Source organism: Defluviicoccus vanus (genome assembly GCF_014672695.1).
Classification (GTDB): domain Bacteria; phylum Pseudomonadota; class Alphaproteobacteria; order Rhodospirillales; family Defluviicoccaceae; genus Defluviicoccus; species Defluviicoccus vanus.
This window is the reverse complement of record NZ_CP053923.1, coordinates 2,722,794-2,738,207: the sequence shown is the minus strand read 5'-3', so window position 1 is coordinate 2,738,207 and position 15,414 is coordinate 2,722,794. Positions and strand designations below refer to the sequence as shown.

15 protein-coding genes are annotated in these 15,414 nt (G+C 62.2%); 6 read left to right on the top strand and 9 right to left on the bottom strand.

The annotated features are described in order from the left end of the window. Nucleotides 1–56: 56 nt before the first annotated feature. Nucleotides 57–809 (bottom strand): IS5 family transposase, encoded by a 753-nt coding sequence (locus HQ394_RS12350; RefSeq protein WP_190260513.1) that lies wholly within the window; start codon nucleotides 807–809, stop codon nucleotides 57–59. Nucleotides 810–863: 54 nt separating this feature from the next. Further along, nucleotides 864–2,324 carry an Asp-tRNA(Asn)/Glu-tRNA(Gln) amidotransferase subunit GatB gene (gatB, locus tag HQ394_RS12345; protein WP_190260512.1) on the bottom strand — a complete coding sequence of 487 codons (1,461 nt, stop codon included), beginning with the start codon at nucleotides 2,322–2,324 and terminating at the stop codon, nucleotides 864–866. Between the two features lie 71 nt (nucleotides 2,325–2,395). On the opposite strand from gatB, the gene HQ394_RS12340 reads away from it, so the two are divergent. From HQ394_RS12340 to HQ394_RS12330, 3 genes are all read left to right on the top strand, one after another. After that, nucleotides 2,396–3,532 carry a sulfite exporter TauE/SafE family protein gene (locus HQ394_RS12340; RefSeq protein ID WP_456151422.1) on the top strand — a complete coding sequence of 379 codons (1,137 nt, stop codon included), beginning with the start codon at nucleotides 2,396–2,398 and terminating at the stop codon, nucleotides 3,530–3,532. Between the two features lie 421 nt (nucleotides 3,533–3,953). Beyond that, a complete protein-coding gene (locus HQ394_RS12335; RefSeq protein ID WP_190263288.1) occupies nucleotides 3,954–4,811 on the top strand; it encodes a DUF2934 domain-containing protein in 858 nt (285 codons plus the stop codon). 91 nt (nucleotides 4,812–4,902) lie between these two features. Further along, nucleotides 4,903–5,091: a hypothetical protein gene (locus HQ394_RS12330; RefSeq protein WP_190260510.1), complete on the top strand. Its 189-nt coding sequence runs from the start codon at nucleotides 4,903–4,905 to the stop codon at nucleotides 5,089–5,091. Between the two features lie 4 nt (nucleotides 5,092–5,095). On the opposite strand, the gene HQ394_RS12325 is transcribed toward HQ394_RS12330, so the two are convergent. Further along, complete coding sequence (locus tag HQ394_RS12325; protein WP_190260509.1) at nucleotides 5,096–6,226, bottom strand: quinone-dependent dihydroorotate dehydrogenase; 1,131 nt, start codon at nucleotides 6,224–6,226, stop codon at nucleotides 5,096–5,098. A 186-nt stretch (nucleotides 6,227–6,412) separates the two neighbouring features. On the opposite strand from HQ394_RS12325, the gene HQ394_RS12320 reads away from it, so the two are divergent. After that, nucleotides 6,413–6,811, top strand: coding sequence for a nuclear transport factor 2 family protein (locus tag HQ394_RS12320; RefSeq protein WP_190260508.1), 399 nt, complete (start codon nucleotides 6,413–6,415; stop codon nucleotides 6,809–6,811). Nucleotides 6,812–6,851: 40 nt separating this feature from the next. Here the strand turns inward: HQ394_RS12320 and HQ394_RS12315 are convergent, their stop codons facing one another. The 6 genes from HQ394_RS12315 to HQ394_RS12290 form a co-directional block, all read right to left on the bottom strand. Continuing rightward, the gene (locus tag HQ394_RS12315; RefSeq protein WP_190260507.1) at nucleotides 6,852–7,538 is read right to left on the bottom strand and encodes a Crp/Fnr family transcriptional regulator; all 687 of its coding nucleotides are present in this window, start codon (nucleotides 7,536–7,538) and stop codon (nucleotides 6,852–6,854) included. 32 nt (nucleotides 7,539–7,570) lie between these two features. Next, complete coding sequence (locus HQ394_RS12310; RefSeq protein WP_456151602.1) at nucleotides 7,571–8,638, bottom strand: toxic anion resistance protein; 1,068 nt, start codon at nucleotides 8,636–8,638, stop codon at nucleotides 7,571–7,573. Between the two features lie 164 nt (nucleotides 8,639–8,802). Continuing rightward, on the bottom strand, nucleotides 8,803–9,639 hold the full coding sequence (locus HQ394_RS12305) for a 5-bromo-4-chloroindolyl phosphate hydrolysis family protein (RefSeq protein ID WP_223291555.1): 837 nt from the start codon (nucleotides 9,637–9,639) through the stop codon (nucleotides 8,803–8,805). 399 nt (nucleotides 9,640–10,038) lie between these two features. Continuing rightward, nucleotides 10,039–10,431, bottom strand: coding sequence for a peptidoglycan-binding protein LysM (lysM, locus tag HQ394_RS12300; protein WP_456151601.1), 393 nt, complete (start codon nucleotides 10,429–10,431; stop codon nucleotides 10,039–10,041). A 26-nt stretch (nucleotides 10,432–10,457) separates the two neighbouring features. Further along, the gene (locus HQ394_RS12295) at nucleotides 10,458–11,042 is read right to left on the bottom strand and encodes a DUF4332 domain-containing protein (protein WP_190260503.1); all 585 of its coding nucleotides are present in this window, start codon (nucleotides 11,040–11,042) and stop codon (nucleotides 10,458–10,460) included. A 122-nt stretch (nucleotides 11,043–11,164) separates the two neighbouring features. After that, a complete protein-coding gene (locus HQ394_RS12290; protein ID WP_190263287.1) occupies nucleotides 11,165–12,409 on the bottom strand; it encodes an NAD(P)/FAD-dependent oxidoreductase in 1,245 nt (414 codons plus the stop codon). Nucleotides 12,410–12,561: 152 nt separating this feature from the next. Here HQ394_RS12290 and chrA point away from each other — a divergent pair, with 152 nt between their 5' ends. Both chrA and speB read left to right on the top strand, forming a co-directional pair. Continuing rightward, the gene (gene chrA, locus HQ394_RS12285) at nucleotides 12,562–13,932 is read left to right on the top strand and encodes a chromate efflux transporter (RefSeq protein WP_190260502.1); all 1,371 of its coding nucleotides are present in this window, start codon (nucleotides 12,562–12,564) and stop codon (nucleotides 13,930–13,932) included. Next, nucleotides 13,857–14,870: an agmatinase gene (gene speB / locus HQ394_RS12280; protein ID WP_456151421.1), complete on the top strand. Its 1,014-nt coding sequence runs from the start codon at nucleotides 13,857–13,859 to the stop codon at nucleotides 14,868–14,870. The genes chrA and speB overlap by 76 nt, the downstream gene beginning before the upstream one ends. Nucleotides 14,871–15,414: the final 544 nt, after the last annotated feature.

Here is a 15,414-nt window from a genome sequence, read left to right as displayed (position 1 = left end):
CATCGCCGCGGCGAGCGGGCTGCCGTCATCAGACTGCGACTAGGGCCTGTTGAGATTCACCGTGAGTTTATGACGGCGGCGACGAGATAGATATTGGCGCTGAAGCTTTGGTCTGTTTTGTCGGCACGCATGGCGATGCGCTTGAACTCTTTGAGCTTACAGAAGAAGTTTTCGATGAGATGGCGCCATTTGTACATCTCGGCATCGAATGGGAGAGGCTTGCTCCGGCGCGGATGCTGGGAGATGACGATCTTGGCGCCGCGCTCGTTGAGCTCAGCGACGATGTCGTTGCTGTCGAAGGCTTTGTCGGCGATGAAAGCGTCGAATTGGAGGCCGTCGATGAGCGGGGCAACGCCGACGGTATCGAAGCGGTGGCCCGGCAGGAGTGCGAAGCGCACGAGATTGCCCAGGGCATCGGTCAGGGCCAGGATCTTGGTCGTCATGCCGCCTTTGGAGCGCCCTATGGCCTGGCTCTGAGTCCCCCTTTTNGCGCCCTGGCCATGGCGGTGAACCTTGACGATGGTGGCGTCGACCATGGCGTACTCCATATCGGGATCATCCGAGCAAGCCTCGAAAAGCCGAATGAAAACATCGGCTTTGACCCAGTCTCGGTAGCGCTTGAAGACGGTGTTCCAGTTGCCGAAAAAGGCCGGCAAATCACGCCAGGGACTGCCCGTGCGAACCACCCACAGAACCGCCTCGACAAAGAGCCGATTGTCTCTGCCGCTGCGACCCGCGTCCGTTGGCTTGCCCAGGCAGTGCGGTTCCATTCTCGCCCATTGGGCGTCTGTCAGTACAAAACGTTCCATCCATAGCTTGAATCACAATCAAGCCAAGGATGGAATCCTGAATCTCAACAGGCCCTAGTTTACGGACAGCGCGCGTCGCAGAATTTCGTTCACCGTCTGCGGGTTCGCCTTGCCCTGGGTGGCCTTCATCACTTGGCCGACGAGCCAGCCGAGAACCTTCTCGTTGCCGCCGCGGAACTGCTCCACCTGCTTCGGATTGGCCGCTACCACCGTGGCCACCGCGGCATCGATAGCGCCCGTATCGCTGATCTGGCGCAGGCCGCGCGCTTCGACGATGTGCGCCGGATCATCGCCGGTCTCGGCCATGATCTCGAACACTTTCTTGGCCAACCGACCCGAGATCGTACCGTCGTGCATCAAATCAAGGAGCTTGCCCAGGTGCGCCGCTGAAACCGGTGAGTCGGTGATCGACTTCCCCTGGCGATGCAGCACGGCAAAGAGATTGGTGATCACCCAGTTGGCCGCCTGCTTGCCGTCGCGACCAACGGCAACCCGCTCGTAATACTCCGACGCTTCCTTCTCCGCCGTCAGCACGCTCGCATCGTAGACGTTCAGCCCATAGGTCTCGATGAAACGCTGCTTGCGCTGGTCCGGCAGTTCCGGCAGCGAGCGCCGGATCGCGTCCACCCACTCAGGGTCGAGTCGGAGTGGCAGCAGATCCGGATCCGGAAAGTAACGATAGTCGTGCGCGAACTCCTTCGCCCGCATCGAGCGGGTTTCGCCCTTGGCGGAGTCAAACAGCCGCGTCTCCTGCACCACCTTGCCGCCGGACTCGTAGAGTGCCACCTGACGCACCGCCTCGTGCTCGATCGCCTGCATGACGAAGCGCACCGAATTGACGTTCTTCACCTCGGCGCGGGTGCGCAGCTGGTTTTCGCCGCGCGGCCGCACCGAAACGTTGACGTCGCAGCGCATCGAGCCCTGCTCCATATTGCCGTCGCAGGTGCCGAGATAACGGACGATCGAGCGAAGCTTGCGCAGGTAGGCCCCCGCCTCCTCCGGGCTGCGGATATCCGGCTTGGAGACGATCTCCATCAGCGCCACGCCGGCGCGGTTGAGATCGATCAGTGTCGAGCGCGCATGCTGGTCATGCAACGACTTGCCGGCGTCCTGCTCCACGTGCAGGCGCTCAATGCCGATGTCCTTCACCGAGCCGTCCGGCAAATCGATGCTCACCGCCCCTTCGCCCACCAGCGGGCGCTGATACTGGGAGATCTGATAACCGGGCGGCAGGTCGGGGTAGAAGTAGTTCTTGCGCTCGAAGACGCTCTCCAGGTTGATCCGGCCATTGAGCCCGATGCCGGTACGAACCGCCTGCTCGATGCAGACGCCGTTCAGCACAGGCAGCATGCCAGGAAATGCGGCATCCACCAGCGAAACTTGCGTGTTCGGCTCGGCGCCAAAGTCGGTCGCCGCGCCGGAAAACAGCTTCGCCTTGGATATGACCTGGGCGTGGACTTCGAGGCCGATGACGACCTCCCACTCCCTCGTATCGCCGTGCACCAGATAGCTCATTGACATCCTGCCAGCATCCGACTTGCGCGTCGGAAATGCCGGTTACTCCTTGATTCTGAAATTGGTTCAGCATGGCCACGCCGGCGCAGACTGTATGCAAGCCTTGCGCCGGGCGCGAGCCATTTTTTACTTCTCACGGCCACAAGCGCTTGAGGGAAGCGATGGAGGTCGCACCGATAATGTGGAGTCGGTCGGATTTCAAACCACCCCACCTGTCGTCTCGTGCTAAAAGAAAACTCCACACGTCTTCCGAGGGCTATCCGGACAGTCACGCAGCGTCGCCGGTGAACATTTATCTGCCGATCGCCGAACTTAGTCAGAACGCCTTCGTGCTGTTTGCCGTGGGTGGGCTGGTTGGCATGCTCTCCGGCATCTTTGGCGTCGGCGGTGGCTTCCTGCTGACGCCGCTGCTGATTNTTCTCGGCATCCCGGCGCCGATCGCGGTTGCCAGTTCGGCCAATCAGGTCATGGGTGCGTCCATATCCGGCGCCATCGGCCACTGGCGCCGCGGCGGCGTCGATGTGCGCATGGGCCTCGTCCTGGTGGCAGGAGGTCTCGTCGGCTCCTCCGTCGGCGTCTGGCTGTTCAAGCTGCTGAAGACGCTCGGCCATATCGATCTGGTCATTTCCCTGTCCTACGTCGCCCTGTTGGGCACCATCGGCATCCTGATGCTGATCGAAAGCATCGCCGCAATGCTGCGCCGGCGACGCAGCGTGCGCACTCGCCCCTCGCGCGGCCCGCGACGCTATACTTGGCTGAATGCGCTGCCGTTCAAGATGCGGTTTCGCAAATCGCGGCTTTACATCAGTCCGCTGCTGCCGGCAGGCGTCGGCTTCATGGTGGGGGTCTTGTCCGCGGTCATGGGCGTTGGCGGCGGCTTCGTCATGGTGCCGGCGATGATCTACCTGATCGGCATGTCTACGGACGTGGTGATCGGCACCTCGCTGTTCCAAACCGTCTTCGTCACCGCCAACGTCACCTTCCTGCAGGCGATCACCACCCAGTCGATTGACATCGTCCTGGTCATGATCCTGCTTGTCGGCGGAGTGGTAGGCGCACAGCTGGGCGTACGCGTCGGCGCTAAATTGGCGAACGAGCAAATCCGCATCCTGCTAGCGATTTTGGTGATCGTCGTCGGCATCAAGGTGCTGTTCGAATTGGTCTCTTCCCCGGCAGATCTCTACAGCGTCGCCCCTTACCCCCGATAAAGCCGCCCGGCAGTCAGGATCGGCTTCGTTGGCCTCGGTCAGTCGTGGAACGGGACCGCCAACAAAAAGCCAGCTGATACGCCTGCCTCTGCCGCCAAGCCGTTCCTCTCGCCATCCTCTCCTTCGATCGCGTCCGGCCCGACCAACTCGCCTGCACGCTGACACCGGAGCGCCTGTCCGATTTGCGCGGCGCATTTCTTGCCTCTGCTCGAAATTAATTATCAACCGCAGCTCATGCAGCACGGTTACGCTGCGTGACCCGCAAGTGCGAGGATGAGCGGAGCCAGCGCCCTTTCCGAGGATTGGAAGCCTAATCTTGCCCCGTTCATGATTGCTGCTCGGCCCCGCAGGCGCTTTACCCGTGAAAATTTTGTTGGATTTATGTAGGCTCGAGAAAAGGTAGGATATGCGGGGAGAAACGATGCATCAAACACTTGAGGAACAAGTTCGCGCGCTTGCCCGACCACTCTGGGAGTCGGCCGCTCGCCCCTTCGGCATGGCGATGGACTTCTGGCTTATGGCCGAACAAATGGTTCTGGAAGCCATGTCGGTAACGACACGCCTGCAGTCGGCAATGTTGAGCGAAGCACCGTTGCCAACCGCCGAAGACCCGGTGGGGGCGCCGGTGGCCCAGATCCGCGCCCTCGCCGAGTGCATGTGGGACGCCGCCGGCCGACAATATGAAATGTCGCAGGATTTCTGGCTCGCCGCCGAGAAGCACGTGCTGGCGATGGTGCGGGCAACCGCTAACGACCATGGCAACGCATCGGTCCAGGAGATCTGCAGTCTGCCCCCAGCGGCCTACCTGGAGCGCATTCGGATATCTGCGTACACCATGTGGGAGGCGACCGGGCGGCAATATGGCCGTGCGATGGAGTTCTGGCTTGCCGCCGAGCGTCAGGCACTAGCGTCATTGCGCGGAGCCAACGCCGCGGAACCGAAATCGCCGACGGCGGAGACGACGACGCCTGGAGACAAGCCTGCAGACAGCGCTGCGGACAAGGTGGCGATGCCCGAAGCCGTGGCCGATGTGGCGGTGGAGACTGCCATCGATACCGTCACGGTCGAAGAACGTGAGCCGGAAGCAGTGCCGCCTACCCCTCCGCCCGCAGCGGCGACGGTAAGCCCGCAGGCAAATGCTGGCGACGGGATGATTGCCACAGCGCCGGCTGCAGAACCGGTCACCGAGGCCGGCCCCACCAACAAGCGCAAGCGCAAATCTTCAACCAAAGCCAAGCGCCCGGCAGTGGAAAAAGCCGCCGGCAACGAGCACGTGTAAGTCCGGCAAACCGGACGCTCGTCCCGCCGCATCGCATTGCGGTCACACGACCCTAATGCGATCCGGCGACGCCAACAGCAGGGAGACAATCATGCTTCAGTCAATGACCAGGTACGACGCATCGGACGTGGAACCACTGCCGTTTTTTGCCGTCGTGCCGGATTCCTTCATGGACGACTGGAAAGGTAGCCGGACCGACGACGACGAACGCAGCGTCAGCCGTTTCGGCGAGCCCACCGGCCGGCCGCCGCTGGCAAGCGGCGATCGCTGGAGCTTCTGAAGTCTCAGCCCGGCGCGGGCGCCCCTGTCGGACTGCCGGAGGAAGCTGCCGGGATCGGCCGCCTGCCATTATCACGGCAGCCGGCACCGACAGCGTCAGTTACCTGCTTGAATCCGTCCCGGCGCAGACACCGCCGCAGCTCAGGAATAAGTGTGCGGATCAACTGTGGGCCCTCGTAGATCAGAGCCGTGTACACCTGCACCAACGTCGCCCCGGACCGCACTTTGGCGTACGCATCGCTGCCCGTGCCGACGCCACCCACGCCGACCAGCGGCACGCTCCCACCGGTCGCCCGAAACATCGCCGCAAGCAGTTCCGTCGACGGCTCAAACAGCGGCCGTCCACTCAGGCCACCCGTCTCGTTGCGGTGTCGCCCGCGCAGACCGGGTGCTCTGGCAATGGTGGTGTTGGTGGCAATCACGCCATCGATCTGCAGGTCGAGGACCACCTCGGCGATCGCCTCCACCTCCAGCTGATTGAGATCGGGCGCGATCTTAACCAACAGCGGCGCCTTGGGATTGGCCCGCGCCCGCGCATCCAGTGGCGCGNNGCTGAGCAGAACGTTCAACGCCCGACTGCGCTGCAGATCGCGAAGGCCGGGAGTGTTGGGCGAAGAAACGTTGATCACCACGTAATCGACGTGCGGTGCGAGGGCGAGGATCACCGCGGCACAGTCGCCCGCGGGGTCCACACAGTCACGATTGGGTCCGACGTTGGCGCCGACGATGCCGGGACGGCCCGCATCGCGGCGGTGCGCCAAGCGCCGGCTCACCGCAGCCGCTCCGTCGTTGTTGAACCCCATGCGATTGATCACCGCATGGTCTTCAGCCAGACGAAACAAACGCGGCGGCGCGTTGCCCGCCTGTGGCCGCAACGTCACCGTTCCCACCTCGACGAAGCTGAAACCCAGCCCCAGCAGGCTGTCAACCGCTTCGGCGTTCTTATCGAAGCCTGCAGCCAAGCCAATCGGATGGGGGAATTGCAGTCCCCATAAGGTTGTGACCATGGCGGGATCGGCGGTAGAGGCCGCCGCCGGGATCAGCCCCCGCTGCAGCGCACGGATGGCCAACCGATGCGAACGCTCAGGATCAATCAGCTGCAGGATCGGCCAAAGCAGCGGGTAATAATTCAGCACGTGGCGTATACGCTCCTCGGCCAGGCACGGACTGCATCCGTCGCTTGCATCGAACCGACCGCGCGGCGGGCGGCGGTAGCATTCACCCGGTTGTCATAATCCTTGCTGCGGTCGAAACAAGGGCATCATTGCGTCACGCCGGCGGGATCGTGTTCACTACCAACCACGCCAGCCAGGAAACGCCTCATGTCCGACCAACAGGCCCTTCTCTTTGCCAACGCCGCGTTCTACGCTGCCTTCGCCTCCCGCGACCTGAATGCCATGGCGGCCATCTGGTCATCGCAGGCGCCGATCAGTTGCATCCACCCCGGCTGGGTCGCTGTGGTCGGCCGCGAGGCGGTGATGGCAAGCTGGCAAGCGATTCTCGGCAATCCCGCGGCGCCGGGAATCACCTGCCACAATGCCACCGCCCGCAGCTTCGAAGCGCTTGGCTATGTGCTCTGCTACGAGGTCCTGCAGGGAGGTATTCTCGTCGCCACCAACATCTTCGTGCGTGAGCTGAAGACGTGGAAAATGCTGCACCATCATGCCGGCCATTCGCAGACGCCGGCGCACCTCGATGAAGAGGTCCATGCCTTGCAGTAGGGGAGCACGGCGACAAGGGTGCACGCACGAGGCGCGCGGGTCAGGCGGCGCTATCCTCGACGATCTCGGCCAGTCGCTCGCGACTAAGGACGGTAATCGAGCCGCGGCGGACATCGATCACCCCTTCTTCTTCCCAGAAACGCAGCTGCTTGTTCACCGCCTCGCGCGAGGTTCCGATCATGCTCGCCAGCATATGCTGGGAAATCCGCACTCCGGGATTTTTGCTGCCATCAGGCTGATGGTCAGCAAGATGCAGCAGGCGTTTCGCCAGGCGTGAGCGGAGATCAAGGAAATTGACGTCTTCCAATTGCTCACTCGCCCAACGCAGGCGCCGGCACATCACTTCGAGCAGCTTGACGCAAACACTGGGATTGCGCTCGAGGAACGGCATGAAATCCCGCCGGCTGAGCACCAACAGTTCCGTTGCTTCCATTGCAAAGGCGTCGGCGGTGCGTTCGCCGCCATCGATCATCGCAATCTCGCCGAAGACCTCTCCGGCGTTGATGACATTCAGCACAACCTCGCGACCGCCGGCGGAATAGGCACAAATCCGCACCCGGCCGGCGAGCACTGCCATCATCGAGTTGCCGGGATCGCCCTTCATGAAAACCGATTCACCGGGCTGCAACCTGCGCGTCGTCGACAGCTGCGCCAAACGCTCCAGGTCCTCCGGCGGCAGATGCTTGAGGAGAAAGTGCTGGGATAGGATGCTCTTTACGTCATGCACGGCTGTTATCCTCCCGCCTGAGACCTCCCACCTTACCGGGAAGACAAGGCTTTTCCGTTCCTAGCGCCCCGATGCGCCCCCGTTGCGCTATCGGCTGGTAGGGGTCGCGCCCGTAAAGCAGCGAGTGTCTGACGAAGCGTCGTCTCGCACGCTTGTAACTCGCGTTCGGCGGCGGCTCGCTTTTGCTTGCCTTCGCTGGCAATACGCAGACTGTCTTCTATTGTGGCGACAAGCAGGTCATTCGCTTTTTGCACCGCCTCAATGTCGAACACGCTCCTCTCCACCTGCTGCCGCACCTCGGCGTTTGCCGCGCGCAGGTTCTCGGCGTTGGCAAGCAGCAGTTCATTGGTAAGATCGTTCGCATCGCGAAGCGTGCGACCAGCCTCGCGCGACCGGTGAATGGTGACTGCCTGCGCCAACTGCTGCCGCCACAGTGGCACAGTGTTGGCCATCACCGAAGTGATCTTGGTAACAAGACTCTTATCATTTTCCTGTACGAGACGAATGCTCGGCAGGCTTTGCATCGTCACCTGCCGGGTTAACTTCAGGTCATGCACACGGCGTTCGAGATCGTCGCGAACGGTCCGCAGGTCGCGGNNCAACTGCTGTGCCTTAAGGATATCGCCCGTTGTTTCAACCGCTTGCTCGAGTGCAGGGATCAGATCACGATCAATCTGCGCCAGCTTCCGNTCCCCAGCGGCAATGTACGCCACGAGTGAGTGAAAGTAGTCGAGCGTCCGTCCGTACAGCCGGTCGAGCAGGGTGATATCGCGCAAAAGTTCGCCCTTGTGCGTCTCCAGCCGGTCGCCAATGGTATCGATCTGCCCCCTCACCTCTTCGTAACGGTGGAGGATTTTGGCGATCGGCCGACCGGAACTGAACAGGCGGTCAAGCAGACCGCGCTCCTTGTTGGGATCCAATTCGCTGACGTCGAAGCCGCGCAGCGTCGTCAGCATCTCGCCGAGAGCGTTGCCCGCCGGGCCCATTTCCTTGTTGCGCACCCCCTCCAGCATTTCGTCGGAGATGGCGGTCAGGTCCTGCTGCGCCTTCGAGCCAAAAAACAAAATCGAGTGCGCATCGGTCAGATCGATTTCCGCCATCAGGCGTTCAATGTCCTGCCGCGTTGCCCGCACCGCAGCCTCATCGTCCATGCGCGCACCATCGGTTGCCGCCGATGCGGCGCTGCGCGTGACAGCGGGGTCGGAGTCGACCGTTCTTCGTGTCATCAGCCTCGATCCTTGTCGATATGTGCGGACTTCATCCGCTAAGTGACACCTTCGTGACGGAGGCGCGCGGCCAGTACCTCAATCTGCACATCAAGATCGAGGACATCATGTTGCAGCAGTCGCTCTTGCTGTTCGTGACAGGTATTTTCGATGTCTACCAGAAGCGTACGAAAATTCTGCTCACGATCCAGCGAGGGCGCGTGCTGCTCCGTCCGCAAGTACTGCGCGGCGACCTGCTGCGTGCCCGGCAAATAGACATTGAGGAACTTGCGTGCCCGGCGCAGGTCGGCTGGGTCCTCCTCGATGGTCAACAGAATTTTGTGGACGATACTGGCGATACGCGTCAGTCGATCGCGAAATTCGCGATGCGCTAGGGCCGCCGCCGTCTGTTCCAGCGAGTCCACTCGCTCATACGCCGCGGCAAGCACGCCGCGAGCCTCGTCGTTATGACCGGCCGCAGGATAGTCACCAGGATTAAGGCGTGCGAGACGACGCACCCCAGGATCCAAGCCGTAGAGCATGCAATATCCTGCCGCCGCACCGATGGCGTATGCCAGGGCGACAAACGCGCTTTGTCCCACAGTGGCAAAAGCGGTGAAACCGGTGGCCAAAGCCAGGATGGCCCCCGCCAGCGTCCTGTACGGCCAGCGGCGGCGGCCACTGAAGCGCCGCTCGCTCAGGTCCAATTCCTGGTGAATTCCCCGACGGGTCAGGAGGCCGGCGACGATCATCAGCAGGAAGCCGATGCTGGTTGCGCCCAGCAGCGCCGCGTCCCCTGACCAAAGCGAAAAGATCGCCTTCACCAGCAGAGGCATCGATAGGGCGAACACCAGCCAACCGGCCGATTGTCGCCGGATGACCGACCGTAGCCGCAAGGACCGCCGCCCCTGCGCAGGTTTTGCCCTGCGCATGGCTATTCGCTGCTGATTGCCTGTTGCGGAGCCGGTGCCATCGGTGGCGTTGCGGCAAACAGGGCCTGACAGCCGACGACGCCAACCGTCACCAACAAGAGAACAACACCCAAGGCCGCAATAAAACCGCGTGACATGATTGCTCGAAGCCCTCCATCAATCCGCCGCAGCAATGATGCCTGCGTCGTTGCATCGATGAGATGCGCTTGTGCGCGCGGGCTTTCAACTGATCGCCAGACGAAGACGCCCCCGGAGGGAGAGGGCGCATCGGTGCAACCGTACAGGTAAAGTATAGAGTCTCAAGCCGGCGGCGATGGATGCAGTGCACGGCTGCTTCCATCGCCCGCTCGACGGAAAATGGCCTTACTTGGGGATGCGGAGAACCTGGCCCGGATAAATGTGATCCGGGTCCTTCAGCATCGGCTTATTGGCCTCAAATATGGCCATGTATTCTCCGNNGCGCCCAAGCTGATTTTTCGCAATAGCCGAAAGCGTATCGCCCTTCTGCACGGTATAGAAATCAGCCGCTTCGCCTGCCGGGACCTCTATTGCCTCATCGACTTTGGCAATACCCTTGTTGTTGCCAAGAGCAAGGATAATTTTTTCCTTTAGCTCCTGCGACTGTGTCTTCCCAGATACTTTCACAGTGTCGCCATTGAGGTCGATATTTAAGCCGTCGGTCGGCAAGCCAAGCTTATCGAGCGACGCCTTCAAGTCACTGCTGCTCGGTCCGCTACCTCCGCCAATGCCAAGCATCTCGCCCACATCGCGGATGAAATCAATCACACCCATGTCTGCTCCTCCTGCCAGTCAATTGCTGCAAAGAACTGCCGTTCATTTGGCCGCTTCGTCATTCCGCAGCCACCGGATCTGAGGGCGCATGGTCCGAGTCGAGATCCGTGGGTTGCAGAATAGCCATTGCCCGTTGCGGCACTGCAAGACCGCGCCAGGATCGACGCTAATCGCGAAATCATCGGCTGCAACTGTTTCGCCTGCTCGATCCATGCTTCCACCTCCTTCAGTGACGGCACGCGTCGCGTCAGGTGCTTGACATCATTCACCTGCTGCATTTTTTCGCTCAGGTTGGTGGCGTTACGGTGCTGCAACTCGCGAACCGTATCGACGCCGGCCGCTTCGAGGAGTTCGGAGAATTCGCTGCCAACACCGTGGATCCGCATCAGGTCCGCCATGTTTGCCCATGTCAGCAGGAGCTTCTCCGAAATGCCGCTCCTGTCCGACACCTCCGCCCGACCCCGTGCAGACCCGCAGCGGGTCAACAGGTCGTCGGTTCGCTTGATGCCCACGGCAGCGAGCTTCTCGCTATAGCTCGCACCGATCCCCTCGATGTCCTCGACTGGATAACTCAACGCCTCGGCTCCTCACTGGTTCCACCCGTCGACCCTATCCCCTGCCAGCTGGATATCCGGATTGGACATTTATTTGTTAAGCAATTCGCCTATCCAGTCCTACCCAACTGCCGCAGTGGGTGTCACGGCTTTTTATCCGCCTCAGATATATCCCCAATTGCCGGTACCGCCTGGATAACCGGTACCGCAGCAGCAAAAAGTACTGCAGCATCCGCGTCGAGCGGCGGATAGATGCGGCGATGGTTGATCTCCCGCTTGGTCACTTTCGCCGCCATGCCTTCGGCAACCACACGACGCTCCCAGCCCTCCATATAGAGTGCCCCNCAGTCACCCAGATCGAGGACGGTAACGTAAGCCTCCTGCCGATAGGCAATCATCGGCGCTCCGCAAAGATCGGCAACCACATTGTGGCCGGCGATCCGTCCTTGCGGCCGCGCATGCTGACAGGACATGACCGAAGCATGGTTTTCATCGACCATCGCTCGAGCGACGTCGCCAGCGGCAAAGCAGGCGGGGACACCGGACACACGGAGAAAGCCATCGACCTCCAGCCGACCGAANCGATCGACCGGCGTGCTTATCTGCGCGGCGAGCGGACTGGCGCGCATGCCGGCGGTGGCAACAACGGTGCGGGCGGCAATACGCTCGCCATCGCCGAGTTCCACTCCTGCGAGATCGATGGCAGCGACGCTAGTGTGGGGCCGACACTCCACTCCCAGGCTAGCCAGAGCCGCCTGAATCGCCGGCTGGGGACCGATACCGAGTGTTGCACCGATCGCGCCGTGGTCGACCAGGATCACCCGCGCTGCCTCAGCTACGCCCAGCGCCGCCGCACGCCTCCGCAGACGACTGAGGAGTTCGCTTGCCACCTCTATCCCGGTGAACCCACCGCCAATCACCACCGCGGTGAACTGCCCGGCACTACTGTTGCCCGCCCTCTCCAGGGTCACCAAGTGTGCCGCCAAGGCCGTTGCCGCCTCGAATGTATCCACATTAAAGGGCTCTACGCTGCCGGCGAGGGAGAGCGCCGGCAAGGCGCTGCCGCTGGCGAGAACGAGAGCATCGAAGGTGAGCGCGGTTTGCCCGTCAGTGTCGGCGAACACGACGCTGCTTGCGGTCACGTCGATGCGGCGGACGTCGCCCACCCGAAATACCACCCCCACCGGCGTCAGCAGCGTCGCAAGCGGAACCGTCACCCCAGCGAGGTCGGCTTCGTAAAAGCGAACGCGGATGCCGTGATAAGGTTGGCGCGTCAGCAGCAGAATTTCTACATCCGTATCGCGACCCAACTGCTGTCGCGTTTGGGCGGCGCTGATTGCTGCCCACAGACCGGCAAAGCCGCTGCCGATGACGATCACTCGCTGCATCCGCGCCTGCTCCCCATCGCCAAGCAGCATATCGCCGCCCAGCATCCGCTATGACCGCATTGCCTATGTGGTCGCTAAGCTGCCAACCGGCTAGGATGCATCCGCTGTTCGCGTCGCAATGCCTGCAGCTCCCATTCTCAATGGAGTTTAGCATGGTCGATGGATCAACCGATGGCGCCGCCGACCAATCCGACTCTGTCGACCCGTCCGCTTCCGTTGCTGACACTCCACCCCCTCCGTCGCTTGCTGAAGCAGCCCGCCTCTGGCTGAAGATCGGTTGCCTCGGCTTCGGTGGCCCGGCCGGTCAAATCGCACTGATGCACCGCCTCGTCATCGACGAAAAGCGCTGGGTGGACGAGGCGAGATTCCTGCATGCGCTCAATTTCTGCATGCTGCTGCCGGGGCCGGAAGCGCAGCAACTGGCAACCTATCTTGGCTGGCTGCTGCATGGGACTCGTGGCGGGCTGATCGCCGGCATCCTGTTCGTGCTGCCCGGCTCGCTGGTGATGATGGCGCTCAGCATCTTCTATGCTGTCTACCATCAGGCCCCACTGGTGGATGGCCTGTTTTATGGCATTCGTTGCGCCGTCGTCGCGGTGGTTATCGAGGCGCTGCTCCGGATCAGCCGCCGGACGCTGCAACGCCCGGTTCACGGGGTGATTGCCGTGCTCTCCTTCGCCGCGATCTTTTTTCTCGCCATGCCGTTTCCCGTGATCATCGTCCTGGCGGCCCTGGCCGGGGCATGGATCAACCGCCACGTCAACGCCCGCAGTACCGCCCCTCTCGTCCGCACGACGAGCGTGGCGCCGAGGTTGTGGGAATCAGTCCGCGTGGCGCTGCTGGGAATCTGCCTCTGGGGCAGCCCCATCGTGCTGTTTGCCCTCCTTCTCGGCTGGGGCAACACCTTCACCGACATCGGTGTGTTCTTTGCCAAGCTGGCGGTGGTAACCTTTGGCGGTGCCTATGCTGTCCTCGCCTACGTGGCCCAACAGGCGGTGGAGATCTACGGCTGGCTTGGCCCGGGCGAGATGCTGACCGGCCTCGGTCTGGCGGAAACCACGCCCGGGCCGCTGATCCTTGTGCTGCAGTTTGTCGCCTTTCTCGCCGGCTTCCGTGCGCCAGGACCTTTCGGCCCGCTCGCCGGCGGCATCATCGGCGGCACCGTGGCTCTTTGGACCACCTTCGTCCCCTGCTTTCTGTGGATTTTCCTCGGCGCCCCCTACGTGGAGCGGCTGCGGCACGTACAGTGGCTGACCGGTGCCCTGAGTGCGATCACCGCCGCCGTTGTCGGCGTCATCCTCAATCTGGCGCTGTGGTTTGCGTTGCACGTCCTGTTTGCGCAGGTGGGCGAGCGATGGTTCGGGCCGATCCGCCTCTACCTGCCTGATCTCACCACTCTCGACCCGCTTGCCTTCGCCCTCACCATCGCCGCGGCGATTGCCATGCTATGGTTCCGCCTCGGTCTGCTGACAACCCTCGCCGCAGCCGCCGTCGGCGGTATTGCCATCCGCTATCTAACCTGAACCCATCACCGAGAACGGCACCGATGCTTCCCACCTTCGCCACCCCACCGGCCTTCTTTGGGCTTCCCAATCGGGCGCCCGACGCTGCCCTGTGCATCGCCGGCATTCCCTTCGACCTCGGAACCTCGAACCGGGCCGGAGCACGCTTTGCGCCGCTGGCCATCCGCCACGCCAGCCGCATGCTGCTGGATGGCGACCACCACCACCACCACTGGGCGGAACCGGCAAAGCTGGATCTGGCCGACATTGGCGACTTTCGCATTGCCCTTGGCGATCTGCGCGAAAGTCTGCGGCTGATCGAACGCCAGGCGATGGATCTTCCCCACCTGATCAGTCTTGGTGGCGATCACTCGGTCACCCTCCCCCTGCTGCGGGCGCTCTCTCGCCGCCACGGCCCCCTCGGCCTCGTCCACTTCGATGCGCATGTGGACACCTGGCCGGACAGCTTCGGCCAGACCTACGGTCACGGCTCGACCTTCTTCCACGCCATTAACGAAAAACTGATCGATCCGCGACGGACGGTGCAGATCGGCATTCGCTCACCGATGCAGCGCCAAGTGTACGACTGGACGGTGGGCAAGGGGGTCACGATCATTCCGGCAATGGCGGTGCACGAGGAACGCCCGGCCGCCATCGCCGCACGCATCTGTGACATCATCGGTAGCGATCCCGTCTATCTCACCTTCGATATCGATGCGCTCGATCCGGCATTCGCCCCCGGCACTGGCACCNCCGAAATCGGTGGTCTCGCCAGTTGGCAGGTGCAGCTCATCCTCCGCCATCTCGGCTCCCTCACCTTCGTCGGCATGGACGTGGTCGAGGTCTNNGCCCCCTACGACGTGGCGGAAGTGACCGCGCTGGCGGCAGCGACGATCATCTGGGAATACCTCGCCCTGCCGGCCGTTGTCGATGTGGCGGGCGCCAGGGTCATGCCTTAAGAAGCAGCGGTGAAACTCGCCTTGCCATCGACCGGCTTACCTCAGATGCGGAAGTAAAACCCGGACCCAAGTGGCTGAGGCCATCACTACGGCATGTGGGGTCGATTCTCCCTTCAGCGCGTAGGCAGCCCCTTATGCACCGAGCCCGCAACCTACTCAAATCGTGTCCTTTTTGCGAGCATCACCAAAAACCCTTGCAACCGGTCCGAAAATCCGTACATAAAGGGTCAGACGCAATTCGCACGTGCCTTCGGCCCGCGTCAGGGCCAAGCAACGACGTAACGCGTCCTTTTTGGTCGAGCCGATCGACAGTGGGTCGGCGATCTTAAGGGAGGTGGATATGCTCGCCTTGCTGCGGCACGGTGCGACACCGATTCCCCCACGATTACCCTAGTCCGATAACCGTGTTTGCCCGCCCGCGGGCAATATAACCACGGCAGTGTTGGTTCGCGCGTTCGAGCGTGATCCAGGCAAGTGAAGTGTCAGTGCTTTCGCTTGTATGGGTTGCTGTTTGCGCGCACAGCGCTGCGCTTTTGCCTCGAAC

Excerpts from the sequence above, each read along its gene's own strand:
- gatB (WP_190260512.1), bottom strand. The coding sequence starts at position 2,324 with ATGAGCTATCTGGTGCACGGCGATACGAGGGAGTGGGAGGTCGTCATC.
- HQ394_RS12335 (WP_190263288.1), top strand. The coding sequence starts at position 3,954 with ATGCATCAAACACTTGAGGAACAAGTTCGCGCGCTTGCCCGACCACTC.
- HQ394_RS12330 (WP_190260510.1), top strand. The coding sequence starts at position 4,903 with ATGCTTCAGTCAATGACCAGGTACGACGCATCGGACGTGGAACCACTG.
- HQ394_RS12320 (WP_190260508.1), top strand. The coding sequence starts at position 6,413 with ATGTCCGACCAACAGGCCCTTCTCTTTGCCAACGCCGCGTTCTACGCT.
- chrA (WP_190260502.1), top strand. The coding sequence starts at position 12,562 with ATGGTCGATGGATCAACCGATGGCGCCGCCGACCAATCCGACTCTGTC.